16 protein-coding genes are annotated in these 15,530 nt (G+C 50.8%); all 16 read right to left on the reverse strand.

All coding sequences use genetic code 11. The annotated features are described in order from the left end of the window. Window positions 1–14: 14 nt before the first annotated feature. Window positions 15–194 (reverse strand): hypothetical protein, encoded by a 180-nt coding sequence (locus PVA01S_RS26520; protein ID WP_164751759.1) that lies wholly within the window; start codon window positions 192–194, stop codon window positions 15–17. Continuing rightward, window positions 146–724, reverse strand: coding sequence for an ABC transporter ATP-binding protein (locus PVA01S_RS07015; RefSeq protein ID WP_280531809.1), 579 nt, complete (start codon window positions 722–724; stop codon window positions 146–148). The genes PVA01S_RS26520 and PVA01S_RS07015 overlap by 49 nt, the downstream gene beginning before the upstream one ends. A gap of 31 nt (window positions 725–755) precedes the next feature. Then, window positions 756–1,013, reverse strand: a complete 258-nt coding sequence (locus PVA01S_RS27470) for an ATP-binding cassette domain-containing protein (protein WP_307720667.1) — start codon at window positions 1,011–1,013, stop codon at window positions 756–758. A gap of 25 nt (window positions 1,014–1,038) precedes the next feature. After that, window positions 1,039–1,536, reverse strand: coding sequence for a (2Fe-2S)-binding protein (locus tag PVA01S_RS07020; RefSeq protein WP_230876129.1), 498 nt, complete (start codon window positions 1,534–1,536; stop codon window positions 1,039–1,041). 1 nt (window position 1,537) lies between these two features. Continuing rightward, window positions 1,538–2,371 carry an FAD binding domain-containing protein gene (locus PVA01S_RS07025; protein WP_054796572.1) on the reverse strand — a complete coding sequence of 278 codons (834 nt, stop codon included), beginning with the start codon at window positions 2,369–2,371 and terminating at the stop codon, window positions 1,538–1,540. Beyond that, the gene (locus tag PVA01S_RS07030) at window positions 2,358–4,640 is read right to left on the reverse strand and encodes a xanthine dehydrogenase family protein molybdopterin-binding subunit (RefSeq protein ID WP_127606343.1); all 2,283 of its coding nucleotides are present in this window, start codon (window positions 4,638–4,640) and stop codon (window positions 2,358–2,360) included. The genes PVA01S_RS07025 and PVA01S_RS07030 overlap by 14 nt, the downstream gene beginning before the upstream one ends. Before the next feature lie 476 nt (window positions 4,641–5,116). Beyond that, on the reverse strand, window positions 5,117–5,950 hold the full coding sequence (locus tag PVA01S_RS07035; RefSeq protein WP_127606345.1) for an ABC transporter permease: 834 nt from the start codon (window positions 5,948–5,950) through the stop codon (window positions 5,117–5,119). Between the two features lie 35 nt (window positions 5,951–5,985). Beyond that, entirely contained in the window at window positions 5,986–6,984 is a 999-nt protein-coding gene (locus PVA01S_RS07040; RefSeq protein WP_127606297.1) for an aliphatic sulfonate ABC transporter substrate-binding protein, read from the reverse strand. A gap of 18 nt (window positions 6,985–7,002) precedes the next feature. Further along, window positions 7,003–7,788 carry an ABC transporter ATP-binding protein gene (locus tag PVA01S_RS07045; RefSeq protein WP_127606347.1) on the reverse strand — a complete coding sequence of 262 codons (786 nt, stop codon included), beginning with the start codon at window positions 7,786–7,788 and terminating at the stop codon, window positions 7,003–7,005. Between the two features lie 13 nt (window positions 7,789–7,801). Next, complete coding sequence (locus PVA01S_RS07050) at window positions 7,802–9,136, reverse strand: LLM class flavin-dependent oxidoreductase (RefSeq protein WP_196426918.1); 1,335 nt, start codon at window positions 9,134–9,136, stop codon at window positions 7,802–7,804. Window positions 9,137–9,464: 328 nt separating this feature from the next. Then, window positions 9,465–10,286 (reverse strand): metallophosphoesterase, encoded by an 822-nt coding sequence (locus PVA01S_RS07055; protein ID WP_127606299.1) that lies wholly within the window; start codon window positions 10,284–10,286, stop codon window positions 9,465–9,467. Between the two features lie 17 nt (window positions 10,287–10,303). After that, window positions 10,304–11,272: an ABC transporter ATP-binding protein gene (locus PVA01S_RS07060; RefSeq protein ID WP_127606301.1), complete on the reverse strand. Its 969-nt coding sequence runs from the start codon at window positions 11,270–11,272 to the stop codon at window positions 10,304–10,306. After that, window positions 11,259–12,284: an ABC transporter ATP-binding protein gene (locus PVA01S_RS07065; protein WP_230876130.1), complete on the reverse strand. Its 1,026-nt coding sequence runs from the start codon at window positions 12,282–12,284 to the stop codon at window positions 11,259–11,261. The genes PVA01S_RS07060 and PVA01S_RS07065 overlap by 14 nt, the downstream gene beginning before the upstream one ends. Before the next feature lie 11 nt (window positions 12,285–12,295). Continuing rightward, the gene (locus PVA01S_RS07070; RefSeq protein ID WP_127606303.1) at window positions 12,296–13,108 is read right to left on the reverse strand and encodes an ABC transporter permease; all 813 of its coding nucleotides are present in this window, start codon (window positions 13,106–13,108) and stop codon (window positions 12,296–12,298) included. 10 nt (window positions 13,109–13,118) lie between these two features. After that, a complete protein-coding gene (locus PVA01S_RS07075) occupies window positions 13,119–14,060 on the reverse strand; it encodes an ABC transporter permease (protein WP_127606305.1) in 942 nt (313 codons plus the stop codon). A 30-nt stretch (window positions 14,061–14,090) separates the two neighbouring features. Continuing rightward, on the reverse strand, window positions 14,091–15,530 hold a 1,440-nt coding region (locus tag PVA01S_RS07080; protein ID WP_127606307.1), incomplete at its 5' end, for an ABC transporter substrate-binding protein.

Below are 15,530 nucleotides of genomic sequence, written 5' to 3' on the forward strand. Positions count from 1 at the left end.
CAAGGATCGTATATTTAAAATAACAGAGTCGCCTCTACCGGCCAGCGTACGATCGCCTGCCCGCCAACCCGCAGGCCGGTCTCTTTCGTTGCGTACTGCATCCTGGCCGTAAAATGCTTGTCCAGCTTTTCAATGACAACGCCGATCAAGTAGGAAGCGCCGGTATAATGGATGAACGAAACCGTGCCGGACAACGAATTGTAACCATCCGAGCACCCGCAGGCCGGGCTTCCACTCCCCCGGGCAGCACTTCGACGGCTTCCGGACGAACCATTGCGTAGGTCGGCGTCTGCTGTCCGGCAGTCCTCTCCGCCGCAATGGTCTGGTCCCCCGCCAATTTCATCCGCCATCGCCCGTGCTCCTCCTCCGCCCCGGATACTTGCACCAGATTGGATTCGCCCACGAAATTAGCCACAAACGGATCGGCCGGCTGCGTATAAATTTGCTGCGGCGTTCCGATTTGTACAATCCGTCCTTGGTTCATGACGGCGATACGATCCGACAAGACCATGGCTTCTTCCTGATCGTGCGTTACGAAAATGCCGGTAAATCCGTACTCCTTCTGTAACGAGCGGATTTCTATGCCTAGAGCTTGCCGCAGCTTGGCGTCCAGATTGCTAAGCGGCTCATCGAACAGCACGAGCGGCGGCTTCAGGACGAGCGTTCTGGCCAAAGCGACGCGCTGCTGCTGCCCTCCGGATAATTGCGCGGGAAATCGGTCCATATAGCCGCTCAGCTGAACCGATTCCAGGGCGCTATGTACCCGATTCCTTTATTTCGGTTTTCGGCACGCCGTGACGGCGCAATCCGAACGCGACATTATCATAAACGTTCAAATGAGGGAACAAGGCATAATTTTGAAACACAAGACCGACATATCGTTGATGAGGCGGCACAAACGTCAAATCCCGATTGTCCAACAAGATCGATCCGGATGAAGGAACTTGCAGGCCGGCGATCATACGAAGAGTCGTCGTTTTCCCGCAGCCGCTCGGTCCGAGGAGAGAAAGCATTTCACCGCTGAGTCGGCACTCTATTCTACAGATGGTTCTGGTCCATCGACAAAAGTCTCCGGTTCAAGACGGATTGGACGGCCTCCCGAATTTCCTCATAACCTGTGCAACGGCAAATGTTAGATTGCAGCCAATCTTTGATCGTTTCCTCGTCGGCTTCGGGATAAGTTTGGGTCAGCGCATAAATATTCATGATAAATCCTGGGGTGCAGTATCCACACTGAAAAGCAAATTTTTCGACAAAGGCTCTTTGGACGGCAGTGTCTTTTAGACCTTCAACAGTCGTAACCTTTTTTCCCGCCGTTTCCACCGCAAGCATCAGACACGATTTCATCGGCGAACCGTCTAGGAGCACCGTACAAGTACCGCAATCCCCATTCCGGCAGCCAGGCTTTGCACCGGTCAGACCGAACGATTCCCGCAGAACGTCCAAAAGAAGATCCGCCGGTCGGACGGTTGCGGTCCGCAGCTCCCCGTTCACATTCAGGTTAAGCATTACCGCATAAAAGTCATTACTTGACATGTCATCCCCCTCCCAATGTCCTTATTGTATCGTGCAGCGTATTTTTCAAAACTAGCTTGCGGTAAGCCGCCGAGCCTTTTATATCACTGAGGATCGGCGCGGGCAATTGATCCGCCGCCTGATTGATTCGGTCCTCCAAAGGAATCTCGCGCCGGTTTAATATTTCTTCGACGGCAGCGGACCGGAATGGGAAGGAACAGACGCCACTAAAAGCAACACGAATCCCCGAATCTGACCGGAGAGCGGTGACAGTCACCAGCGGATAATCAATAGAAGCCACTTTGCGCTTTTTCACCGTCACATAAGGCATACCTATATAGCTGACTTCGGTGAGCGCTTGAACGAGAAACTCTCCCCTACTCAGCTTCAGGGTACGGTCAAACACTTGACCGATTGGTACTTGCCTAAATCCGGTGGGACCAGCGATCCTCACTTCACTGTCCGTCAACAGCAGAGGCAGCACCGCTTCCTTGTAAATGAATCGTCCGCAAATATTCCCGCCAAATGTAATTTTGTTTCTTGAGGTTCGGTCGGCAACGCCGGCCCCCGTTTCCCCAAGTAGAGGAAACACTCGGGAATCGTGAAGCTCGGATAGAGTCAAAGCAGATCCGAGAACCATCTTTTGCTCAAGGACCGCAAGCATGCGGCATTCCGGGATTTGCTTCAGATCAATAACTGCCCCTGTGTAAACCTGGTTGATTCTTCCCAGTGTGATGATTTCAGTTCCGCCGGAATAATATAGGGGGCTCTTATCATGAGCATCCAACTGCTGAAAAAGACTGACGGCTTCGTGGAGAGTGGCAGGCCGATAATATTCGAAATTATAAGGTATCATGCGGCTCCCCCATTTTTGTTCTCCAAATCCGTTCCGGGAAAAGGGGCAACCGATTTAGCTGGACCCCGGCGGCCCGGGAAAGCGCACTAGCGAGCGCGGCTGGCATCCCGATGAGTCCGTGCTCACCGAGCCCTCGGGCACCGAACGGTCCATCCAGACACGGATTCTCGATGAACTCCACGATATATTCGGGGTTTTCGCCGTAACGGATCAGATTGTAATCACGGAGCGTAGGATTATCGACGGTTCCCTGATCACTGAATACAAACGTTTCACGGTTCGCAAAGCTGAGCCCCATGGAAATCGCACCCATGATCTGGCCTAAAGCCGCTTTTGGATTCAACACTTTGCCGGCGTCATTGACGGAAATCGCCTTCAGCAGCTTGTATGAATAATCCCTCGTGTCGAGCTCGATCTCCACCGCTTGGGCCCCAACGTTCCATTCTGGTCCGGGCGTTCCCTCCCCGGTTTGTGGGTCAAGGTTGTTCATCCGCCGTTGGATGTAGTGACCTCGCCCTATAATTTGGCCGCCAATGGAATTTCCATTCGGATACGTGTAACCGTAACAGATGTCTTTGACCTCGATTTGGATGGAGGGATCAGCCTTGGCCATCACTTTACCCCATCCGAGCTCAAGGTCATCCGGATCGGCCCGCAGCACACAAGCCGCGATCTCGAGCAGTTGACGGATCGCGTCGTCCGCCGCCTTAAGAACCGCACGGCCGGCCAGGAAAGTTCCGCGGCTCGCAACCGTCTTCCAATGCTCCGGTGTTATTTCCGTATTCACCTCGAACTTGACGTGAATCCTCTCCGGATTCATTTTCATCCGCTCCGCGAGCATCTGGGCCAGCACCGTTTTCGTGCCAGTTCCGATCTCCACGACCCCGGTCTCCAGATTCAAGCTGCCGTCGGAATTGAAAGAGATAATAGCGCCCGAGCTTGCATTGGGATCCATCGATGAGTTTTTCCAAAAGCAACTGATGCCCTTGGCCCGGATTGTATTCGCGTTCACCTGCATCACCTTCCAATCATCCCAGCCTGCTAGCGTGCGAAGCCGGTGCATACAAGTCGTAAGATCCCCCAGATTGCTGGACGTAAGTACATCCCGCGTCGGAGCAGAATCGCCCGGCACGGCTATATTCCGCATGCGAAGCTCCCACGGATCCATTTGGAGTTTGTCGGCCAGCGCGTCCAGCGCTCTTTCCATCGCGAAAGTAAGCTCAGCATGTCCGTAACCTCGAAAGGCCGAAGCATATGGATGATTGGTATAGATAGTCAGACAGTCACAATAGAGATGTTCGATCGCATAAGGCCCCGAGCAGTCCTGCGCAGCCGCTCTTGCAACGTCACTGGATTTGTCGTCGTAGGCGCCACCATCGAACCGGTAGACAATTTCCGCCGCGGTAATTTTCCCTGCCAGATTGCTGCCCAGCCGGACGGTGGCATCAAGCCCTATATGAACCGGGGAGGTAACCATGTCTTCCTCTCGGGTATTGATAATTTTGACTTTTCGGCCTCCGACCGCCCGGGAAGCCAAATAGGCAACAAGCTCCAACTGAATCGCCGCTTTACCGCCGTAAGCGCCTCCGACCAGCGGTGTTTTGACCACGATCCAGCCGGGATCGAAGCCGAAATATAGGCCCATAAATTTTTTGACGGCAAAAGGGGCCTGCGTTGACGACTCGATGTGAATGTAGCCGTCCGGCCTGATCTCAGCAATGGCACTTCGTGTTTCCATCGCTGCATGATCCGAGGGCATAAACGAAATGGTGTTCTCGAGGATGACTTCGCTTTCCCTCCACCCCTTGTTCATGTCTCCTTTGCGGATTTTAATGAGGCTGGCGATATTGGTGCCGGGAATGGAGACCACCCCCTCTGCCTTTGTATACTCACCCAGCCTTTCGTGAACGAGCGGAGCGTCCTTCCGCAGAGCTTCCATGGGAGAGTTGACAACCGGCAGCGGCTCGTACCGTACCCGGATTAAATCCGCGGCACGCTTCGCCTGCACTTCGGTATCGGCTACTACGACAGCAACGGTTTCTCCGAAAAAACGAACCCGATCTTTCGCTATTATCGGACGGTCTCGAATCTCTTCTCCGGTCAGTACTTCGCTGCATTCCCCGGTCAAAATAGCACGAATCCCTTGAACCTGCCAAGCCGCGCTCGTGTCTATGCCCAAAATTAGGGCATGTGCAAAGGGACTTATCGCCATGCGCGCGTACAGCATTCGGTTATCGAGATGATCCCCGGTATATAGAGCCGTACCCATCACCTTGTCGAACGACTCTTTTTTTGGAATGCTTCTGCCTATCGTTCCCAAAGATTTCCGCTCCCTTCTCGCCTGTCAAATTTTAGTACTAACCGTTTACCTCCAATTGTTTAATTATACGAATCCCGAAGGATGCTTATGACAGTCCGAATAAAGGAAAAGCACCTCTGAAAGAGAGGTGCCGGTCACGGTGATTGGTTAAACTCATGAAGAAACTCCGAGGTGTCGTAAATAGTACGGCAGAGTAATGGGGAGGCTCCGCTTCTTCCGTTAGGGATTTTCAAAGATTTTGCCGACCGTATATTGTACTTTGGCTACATCATCAAGGTAGTAAGAAACGGCAGGTTACCCCGCCGTCCCTCGTTGTCTGTCCATATCTGCTAATACACGTCAAATATGCATTTCTTCTACAACATCCGCGTTTTTTCCTTCCGCATCGAATCGCCTCGCTCATTTCATGCGTTTCATCAACCTGTTTATCCGGAATAACTATCCCGCCACTTTAACAATTTTTTCTCCAAAAAGCGAACGAACGAGTCGGATAGTTTACCGACAATCGCAAATATGAGGATGCCTACGATGACGACGGCCGTTTGGGAGAATTGTCTGGCGTCATTAATCATGTAGCCTACGCCTTCACTGGATCCCATTAATTCCGCCACGACCAAGCCTAGCCAGGAAACACCGATCGATAGCCGTAAACCCAATAAAATATTAGGCAAGGCCGCAGGGACAATCAGTTTTGAAACGAGCTTCCATTTACTGAATTCCAGCACTTTGGTGACTTCGAACAACTTTGAATCCACCCCGCGTATCCCGGTAAAGGTATTGATGTATAGCGGGAAATAAGCTCCCAGCGCAATAAGCAGAACCTTCGATGTTTCTCCGATACCAAACCAAAGAATAAAAAGCGGGGTTATGGCGAGATGCGGAATCGTTCTTAACATTTGCACGGACGGATCAATCGTTTCTTCGAACTTCCGAAACAATCCCGCTAATATGCCGGATAGGAGTCCGAGCGAGCCTCCAAGCAGAAAACCCAAGAAAGCGCGATATAAACTGACATTCAAATGGCTGATCAATTCTCCGGAAACAATCAATTCCCAAAACGCTTTAGCAATCTGAATGGGAGAAGGTAAAATCGTACTGGAGACGACTTCGAAATAAGCGGCTAATTGCCAAATGATAATTACTAAAACCGGCAACGAGAGCCCTCTGATTATACTTGCGCTTAGAGATTTATTTCTGACTGTCCCGCTGGAACCCGATTCAGGATTGATCTTTTCGGGTCTGGATTTTGTTCCTGCCATCAAGACTGAAAGAAATGGCTTCATTTTCCCACCCACTAATTTGTTTTAGTTTCCTGCTTTGCCCTCGTAATAAACGTATTGTCAATAACTTTTGCGACCTCGACCTTGTTTTTGACTCCACCAAGATCGTAAAGAGTGTCCGCCGTTTTTTGATGTTCTTTGATATAATCATCCGACACCGGATCATTTCGGAAATCCGTATTTTTCACGATATTGGCCACAATGGCTTTATCCAATTTGAGCACTTGGGCATACAGATCTACGGCCTCGTTTTGGTTTTGGGTCTGCCAGGCAACGGCTTCGTCCAGCGCTTTTAAATACAGCTCTACGAATTCCGGATGCTCTTTCGCAAATTTGGTGCTGGCTACGGTAAAGTTCGGACTCGGCATCTTGAGATCTTCGCCCGATACCAATATTTTCGCTCCGACGGTAGCTTGCTCCGTACTGATGAACGGCTCCCAAATTCCCCATGCATCTACCGTACCGTTCTCGAAGGCAGGCTTCGCTTCGGAAGGGGCCAATTGAATTAATTTCACATCGGACGGCTGCAGCCCGGCTTGATCCAGGGCCCGGTAAATCAGATTGTAAGAGGTGCTGCCTTTGGCAACCGCTATTTTTTTGTCTTTTAATTCCTGAATGCTTTTGATGGGGCTATCTTTAGGCAGAAGCAGCACATTGTTTTTCAAACCGCTACTATATAAGGAAATGATTTTAAAGTCTATCCCTGCTGCTTGAGCCACAATGACCGGCGTATTGCCGCATGCCAGAAAATCAATGTGATTGGCGGACAGAGCTTCGAATTCTTCGGGCCCTGTCTGAAACTCAACCCAGTTGACTTTTGCCCCCTTTGCAGCAAACTGCTTCTCGACGAACCCCTTTTCTTTTGCCAAATAGGAAGGAGCTACATTTTTAATATAGCCAATATTAACCGTTAGGTTTTGTCCGTCTGTGTTACTCGTTTTGGTTCCGCAACCTGCGAGAGAAGCCATGACAAGTAAAGATAGCAAGAGTACAATCCATTTGTTTGGTTTCATTTCTCTTTCCCCCGTTATTTAAATTCCTGCTCCTTCGACCAAAGCAAAGCTTTCCCATCTCTCGAATTCCTTCAATACCTTCAGGCGGAAATTTTGAAAAGCTTCGCTTGCTTTTTTCCGAGGATAAGGAAGATGGTTTGGGATGACGTCACGGATGACACCCGGTTTGGCTCCCATAATGACAATTTTATTGGCCACAAATACCGCCTCATCGATATCATGAGTCACTAAAACCATCGTTGTCTTTTTGTTTTCCCAAATTTCCAGAATGGCTTCCTGCATATGGGTTCTTGTAAAAGCGTCCAACGCGCCGAAAGGCTCATCCAGCAGCAGCACCTGAGGCTCTCTCAGTAGAGCGCGAGCAATGGAAACACGCTGGGACATCCCTCCGGAAAGTGCTCTAGGATACGATTTTTCAAATCCTTTGAGATGTGTCAATTCCAGCAGTTCGTCAACTTTTCTGCGGATATCGGCCGATTTTAAGGAATAATTCGCAGCAATATTTTGCTCCACCGTCAGCCACGGAAAAAGCCGGTGCTCTTGAAAAATGAACCCCTTCTCGATACTGGCGCTGTTCACTTTTTCTTCTCCCAAATATACGGCGCCCTCATAATCGTTATCCAGACCGGCTATAATTTTAAGAAGTGTGCTCTTTCCGCAGCCGCTCGGTCCGATAATCGCTATAAATTGCTCCTGACCGATTTCCAGGTTAATATCTTTCAATACGGACAGTGGACCTTTTTCGGTTTGGAAAGTTTTACTGACCTTTTCAACTCGGAGGGATTTTTCTGACAAAGCAAGCATTCCTTTCCGCTTCTTATAGGACTGCACTTTTACTAAATTTATTTTGCGGTTTAGCAAGTCCCAGGTGATCCCTTAACATTCGTCCTGCGTATTCCGTTCTGAACAATCCTCTTTGTTGAAGGACGGGAATGACCGTATTTACAAACTCATCCAAGCCCCCCGGTAAATACGGAGGCATGATATTGAAACCGTCGGCTGCTCCGTTTACGAACCATTCTTCCAGTTGATCCGCTATCATTTCGGGCGTACCCACAAGGGTCCGATGACCGCGGGCTCCGGCTATGCGCAAGCTCAGTTCCCTTATCGTTAAGTTTTCTTTTTTGGCCAAATTGACTAAAAGATCGAACCTGCTTTTACCGCCGTTTGTTTCGGCAAATTCAGGCAGCGGCCCGTCCAGCGGATATACCGACAAATCGTGATCCATAAGGTCTGATAAAAGACCCACGCCGGCCATCGGATGAACGAGTTCCTGAAGATAGGCTTCCTTCTCCTTCGCCTCTTTAAGCGTGGAGCCGATAATAGGGAAGACACCCGGCATAATTTTCACTTCATCTGCGGATCTGCCGTATTGAATTAATTGTTTTTTCACGCTGGAATAAAACGCCTCTGCTTCTTCGCGTGTTTGCTGCGCAGTAAAAATAACTTCCGCCGTTTGTGCGGCGAGTTCTTTTCCCGCTCCGGAGGAGCCTGCCTGAATGATAACGGGTCTCCCTTGCGGCGTACGGGAAACATTAAGGGGACCGCGCACCGAAAAGAATTCACCTTCGTAATCAATCGCGTGAATTTTGCTGGAGTCCGCAAAAATTCCAGATTCTTTATCGATGACCAAGGCATCGTCTTCCCAGCTGTCCCATAAGCTCTTGACGACATCAATGTATTCCTTGGCCCGCTGGTACCGCAATCCGTGATCCGGGTGTTTCTCCTTGCTAAAATTGTAGGCCTCTGTAGAATAAGCCGATGTGACCACATTCCAAGCTGCGCGTCCGCCACTCAGATGATCTAAAGACGCGAACATCCGGGCTATATGATAAGGTTCTGTATAGGTTGTTGTTACCGTTGCCGCTAAACCGATATACTCCGTCACCGCGGAGAGTGCGGATAATAAAGTAATCGGCTCCGGCTTCACGGAAGCGGTATAAGATACGGCCGTATCGTTGGGGACTACGACATTATCGGCGAGAAAAATCATATCGAACTTTCCCCGTTCCGCCGTTTGGGCCAATTCCTTATAAAATTTCAGGTCCATGATTCCATTAGATTTCGCACCCGGGTGTCTCCAGGCAGCGAGGTGATGCCCGACATAATATAAGAAGGCTCCTAGATGCATCTGTCTGGCTTCTGAATGCATAGCTTTCTCCTCTTTCCATACCGTATTCTTGATGACATGCAGCTCACATTTTTTTCACAAAAAAAGACAGCAGGAAACACAACATCAAAACGTGTTGTTCTCCAGCTGTCTGGTCGAACCTTCAATTCCTATTGGAATTATGGTGTATAAAACTTAACATCTTTCTATTTTGCTGTCAAGGCGCTTTTTGCTTTCTTATAGGATAATTCCCTTCTAAAAGCAACGGAAAAAGGCGATCGCTCCACCCGCTCGGACGGGGAACGTTCGCCTTTTTTTCCTGGCCTGGTCGACTTCAGCCTCATTTATAAAGCTGGCCGATGCTACAGGTTTAAATGTCGATAGTAACGTAAGACTTTGATACTTCCTCATACGCCCGCTTGGAATGCAGCCATTCCTTCTTATCGCCCAGACAATTGCAAATGAACTGCGTGGAGCCGATGGATATCTTTTTTCGGTAATGAACATGTCCGCAAACGGCATATTTGACAGAGCGGCTATAACTCCGGATCAATGCTTGATAGCGCTCGCTTCCCAAAAATGCGTTGAAATAGTCCCAGTCCTTGTGCGGCATCGGTACTGTAAATTGATCGTGATTCACCACGTGCGTCACGAGAATGACCTTTTTGCCGCCGCAGGCTTCAAGCTGCTTTTGGAGCTTGTCATAGAAATGGTCGGTTATCTGCTCGGGTGTACTGCCCCAATTCACGTATAATTTGTCCTTCCATGTTCGATTCCCGTACGTCATCGCACGAAACTGCTCCGGCTCGAAACGCTCGCTGCCGTAAGAAAAGTCATACCAGCCGGTGTCCCCGAGCACGATCCATTCATCGTTGATCGCATACGCTCCTTTGGACAAATTCCGCTCATGGCGTTGAAGCTCTTCATAAATATAGGCGGTGCTTAACTCCGGGTGTTCCACATTCCAAATGTCATGATTTCCCGGCACAAACAAACATGGAATGCCCGCCCGTTCCTCGATTTCCTCTAACACGTTTAATGTTTGCACGTAATTGTTTGAAATATCTCCAGCCACAATGAGCAGGTCCGTATTCGTTGCCGATGCGGCACTACACAACGCTTCTTGAACAGTTTCGAATTCGTCGTCATTGTTTTTGTCCACATGAAGGTCGGACAATATGCCTATCCTCATTTTTGTTCTCCTCTATGTCAGGTGTATAGGTGGCAGCTGACGAAGTGGCCTTCGCGAATACCGGTGAGCACCGGAGCTTCCGTACTGCATCGTTCATGCGCATGGACGCAGCGGGTTTGAAACGCGCATCCTTTCGGGATATCGAGCGGGCTTGGCATATCCCCTTTCAGGATGATCCGTTCCCTTTTTTCTCTGCGATTTTCGGACGGTATGGCCGATACTAACGCTTTGGTATAAGGATGAAGCGGATTGGCGTACAAGTCTTCGACCTCCGCGATTTCCACAATTTTGCCCAGATACATGACGGCTACCCTGTCGCTCATATAATGTACGACATTCAGATCATGCGATATGAACAAATACGTCAAGTTCAGCTCCCGCTGCAAATCTTTCAGCAGGTTCAGGATTTGCGACTGTACGGATACGTCCAATGCGGAAACCGGCTCATCCAATACGAGAAACTCCGGCTTCAGCATCAGCGACCTGGCTATGCCGATCCGCTGTCTCTGTCCACCGCTCAATTGATGTGTATAATGACGGGCGTAAGAGGGGTCCAGTCCGATTCGCAACAGCATGTCATCGACCTGCCGTTTCCGTTCCCGGCTATCTCCAAGCCGGTTTATTTTCAATGGCTCCTCGAGCAGTTCTCCAATCCGGAGTCTCGGATTCAAAGAGGTATAAGGATCTTGAAACACATATTGCATGTGTCTGCGCATGGACCGGGCCCTCGGGCCGCTCAGGCCGGTGATGTCTTTTCCGTTATACACCAGCGTGCCGTCTGTAGCCTGAAGCAGCAGCGACGCCAATTGCCCGACCGTGGACTTGCCGCAGCCGCTTTCACCTACCAGACCTAACGTTTCACCTGCCCGAATGGATAAGGACACGCCGTCAACGGCCCGCAGCGTTTGCTGCTGTCCTCCCCAGAAACCGCCGGCATAATGTTTCTTGATGTTTTGTAACTGTACAATGTCTTCAGCCGGCGCCATAAACCGCAACTCCTTCCTCCTGCACCAAAAAGCACCGTACGGATTGCTGACCGTTCATGCTGTACAAAGCCGGCGTTTCCGCAAAACACCGATCCGTCGCATGTGCGCACCGCGAGTTAAATGTGCAGCCCGGGCCTCTTTCCCGCAGACCGGGAACCGTACCTTGAATGGAAAACAGCCTTTCATATTTCTTTTGCGGCGTCGGTACGGATTGCTTCAATCCGATCGTATAGGGATGCTTTGGATTTTCCAACACCGCTTCCGCTGTGCCTTCCTCTACGATTTGTCCCGCATACATGACTGCAATCCGGTCGCACATATCCGCGATAACACCCAAATCGTGAGAAATGAGCAAAATCGACATGCCCTTCTCTTCGCGAATTTGCCGCATCAAGTCCAAAATTTGCGCTTGAATCGTGACGTCCAGCGCCGTCGTAGGTTCATCGGCAATGAGCAGATGCGGTTCGCCGGAAATCGCTATGGCGATCATGACCCGCTGACGCATGCCGCCGGACAGCTGGTGCGGGTATTCATCCAGAAGCGATTCCGGACGAGGCAGTCCGACAACCCGGAGCAGCTCGTGAGCGCGCTCCCTCGCTTCTTTACGCGAGCATCCGAAATGAAGCCGCAATGACTCCGTAATTTGACTGCCAATAGTAAAGGCCGTATTGAGCGAGCTCATCGGGTCTTGAAACACCATGGAAATTTCTTTCCCCCGTATGCGGCGAAGCTCCTCTTGGCCGAGACGGTGCAGCGGATGCTTCGACTGAAACCATATTTCGCCGCCGCTAATCTGCATCGCTTTCGGCTGCAGTCCGAGAATGGAGAGCGAAAGAACGCTTTTTCCGCTGCCGGATTCCCCGACGATACCTACAGTCTCCCCTTTAGCCACCGAAAGCGAAACTCCGCCAAGGACGGACAGCGTTTCGCGGGAGGACGTTGTTAATTGCAGCTCTAGATCGCGTATGTCGAGAAGAAACTCTGCCCGATGCATGGAGTTTGCAGAAACCATCTCATCACCTTCTATTGTCGTTTGTCACGCAGGTCTCGGATGCCGTCGCCGAGCAGGTTAAAGCCGAGTACGGTGACGGTAATGAATAGACCTGGGGCGAGCGCATACCAGGGCGCTTTGCCGATATAGCTTTGCGATTCGTTCAACATCCGGCCCCAGCTTGGGTCCGGCGGTTGGACTCCAAGCCCCAGGTAGCTGAGCGCGGCTTCTACCAATATCGCGGTGGAGAAGCTTAATGCCGCCGTCGTAACAACCGGAGACAGGATGTTAGGTAATATTTGTTTGAAAATAATGTTGGCATGGCCTGCTCCGATACCTCTTGCCGCCTTCACGAACTCGGCTTCCTTCATGTGCAGAAATCCGCTGCGCACGACCCTTGAAAAAGCCGGAACGGACAAAATCCCGATCGCGATCATCGTCTGGAACAGGCTCGGCTTAAAGAGGGACACGAGCAGCAGCGCAAGCAGCACACCCGGAAAGGCCAGCAGCGCGTCGATGAACCGCATCAACAGTTCGTCGGCCCATTTGCCCACATAACCGGCGATCGTGCCGATGAGCAGGCCGCCCGTAAGCCCGATCGCGACGGATACCGTACCCACCTTAAAAGCCGTTTGCGTTCCTTCCATAACGCGGCTTAGAATATCCCGGCCGAAATTGTCGGTTCCGAGCAGGTGAGCGGCGCTGGGCGCTTGCAGCCGGTCTGCGATGCTCATGTCATTGACCCCGTACGGCACGTAAATCAGACTGACCAGCATAAGGAGAAAGAGAACCGCTATACAGACGGCTCCCACAACGAGACTGAAGCTTAATTTTGTCATCCTCATATGCAAACCTCTACTTTAAGCGGATTTTCGGATCCAGCCAGCGATAGGACAAGTCAACGATAAAATTGGTCGTGATGACGATAAATGCGATCATAAGGACCATGCCCTGCACTAGCGGATAATCGCGGTTGCCAATACCGGTGATAAGCAGGCCGCCAAGCCCCGGCAATGTGAAAACTTGTTCGACCACAAGGCTTCCCGCCAGTAATTCTCCGAAATTGATGCCGACAATCGTCACGACGGGCAACAGTGCGTTCTTCAGCACGTGCTTGTAATACACCGTGGATTCCTTCAATCCCTTGCTTCTGGCCGTGCGAACGTAATCCAGATGAAGCTGCTCCAGCATCGTCGTACGCAAGTAGCGTACGACGATCGCAATTTGCGGAAGCGCCAGGGCAACGGAAGGTAGCAGCAATGATTTAAATGCCAGCAGCGGGTTTTCCGACCAGGGCACATAGGCGCTGACCGAAAACCATTTGAGCGTGAGCGCGAACAGGAGAATGAGGATGATGCCCATCCAGAAGGACGGGATAGCGAGCCCGATCTGCGAACCGATTGAAATGATGATATCCACGGCTTTACCCTTTGACCTTGCGGCTGCGATCCCGAGTGGGATAGCCGTCACCGTCGTAAGGAGCAGCGCAAGCAGCGCTAACGACAAGGTGACTGGAAAGCGGCTGCCGATCAGATGCAGCACCGGCTCCGAGAAGCGAAGCGAATCGCCGAAATCGAGCCCGGCCACACCTCTCATCCAGCTTGCAAACTGTTCGGGCAGCGGTCGGTCCGTCCCCAGCTTGGCTTCCAGCAAAGCAATTTGCTCGTCGGAAGCTTCAGGACCCAAAATCGTCAGCGCCGGATTGCCTGGAATGATCCGAAATACGGAAAAAGTAAGAAGTACGACGAATAACACGGTCAAAAGGAGGGTCAGGATTCTGCGTACTAGATAGGGCAAGGCAAGTTCTCCTCCTTGATTCGTAGGTCCTTACTCCTTAAAGTAAACCGTCGACAAATCCTGGACGTAAAGCGGATATTGCTTGTATCCGTCCAGCTTTTTGTTCAATGCCACATTGAGGTTCGGATCCATGATATAAACAGCGGCAGCGTCATTCGACAAAATCGTTTGGACTTGTTTATACAGCGCCACTCGTTTGGCGTCGTCGACTTCCGTCACCGCCGCTTTCAGCGTTTTATCGAACTCGTCGCTCTTGTAGTTAAAGAAGTTATTCGCGGAATCGGACAAATATTTATTCAAGATTTGGTAAGGATCCAGCTTCCCGTCCAGTCCGATGATGTTCAAATCGTAATTGCGGTTTTTGTAAATCCGGTCCAGCCATACCGCCCATTCCACCGGTTCAATCTTCACTTTAATACCGACTTTCGCCAGCTGCTGCACGATCACTTGGGCCGTATCGACATGAAATTGATAGTTGGACGGAACCGAGAGCGTCGTTTCAAAGCCGTCTTTGTAGCCGGCTTCAGCAAGCAGACTCTTGGCTTTGTCGAGATTCGTCTTATAGGTGTCTTCCAGACCGGCCTGATAGTACTTGGACAAGACGGGGCTGAGATTGGAGCCGAGCTTCGTTCCGTTGCCGAGCGCCACCCCTTTGATGATCTCATCCTTGTCGATGGCGTAATTGATTGCCTGACGGACTTTAATATCGTTGAACGGTTTCCGCGAAATGTTGAAGGTCATCAGCTGGACCAGGTTTTGCGGTGCGCTAAGCTTGGTGTAGCTATCCCCCAGGGTTGAAATCGGGTCGTTTCCGATCCGCGGATAAATGTCGGCTTCGCCTGATTTAAGAGCCGCCAGAGAAGCGGTGGCATCCGTGATGATCCGGAACTCGACTTTGTCCAATGAGGGAACGCCTTTCACGTAGTAATCGGCAAACTTCTCCACGACAAGACGCTGTCCCGGGACGTATTCTTTGAATTTAAAGGGCCCGGTGCCGATTGGAAGCTTGTTGCTGTCTTGATAATCTTTAGGAATGACGGTTGCCGTAAGTGCCGTCAAGAATGAAGAATTGTTCTTTTTCAATGTAATGACGACGGTGCCTGCATCAGACGCCTCGATCGCTTGCACATCCTGGAATGCCGGATTTAGCGGCTTGCCGGTAGCGGTGCCGGCCAAACGATCGTAGGAAAATTTAACATCCTGCGAAGTAACGGGATTGCCGTTATGAAATTTGACGCCGCTGCGAAGCTTGAACGTATAAGTCAGACCGTCCGGCGATACTTGATAAGACTCGGCGACGGCCGGGAGAAGCTCCCCTTTCTCGTTAGGCTTCAGCAGTCCTTCAAAAACATTGAACAGTACTTCGGACGTGCCCGCAGCAACCGCAAGATGAGGGTCCAGGTAGTCGAGATCTTGAGGGATAAGGACTACAACGTTGCCTCCCTCTTTCTTCCCTCCGCTTGTATTTTT

It is taken from the genome of Paenibacillus validus NBRC 15382 (assembly GCF_004000985.1).
GTDB lineage: Bacteria > Bacillota > Bacilli > Paenibacillales > NBRC-103111 > Paenibacillus_G > Paenibacillus_G validus.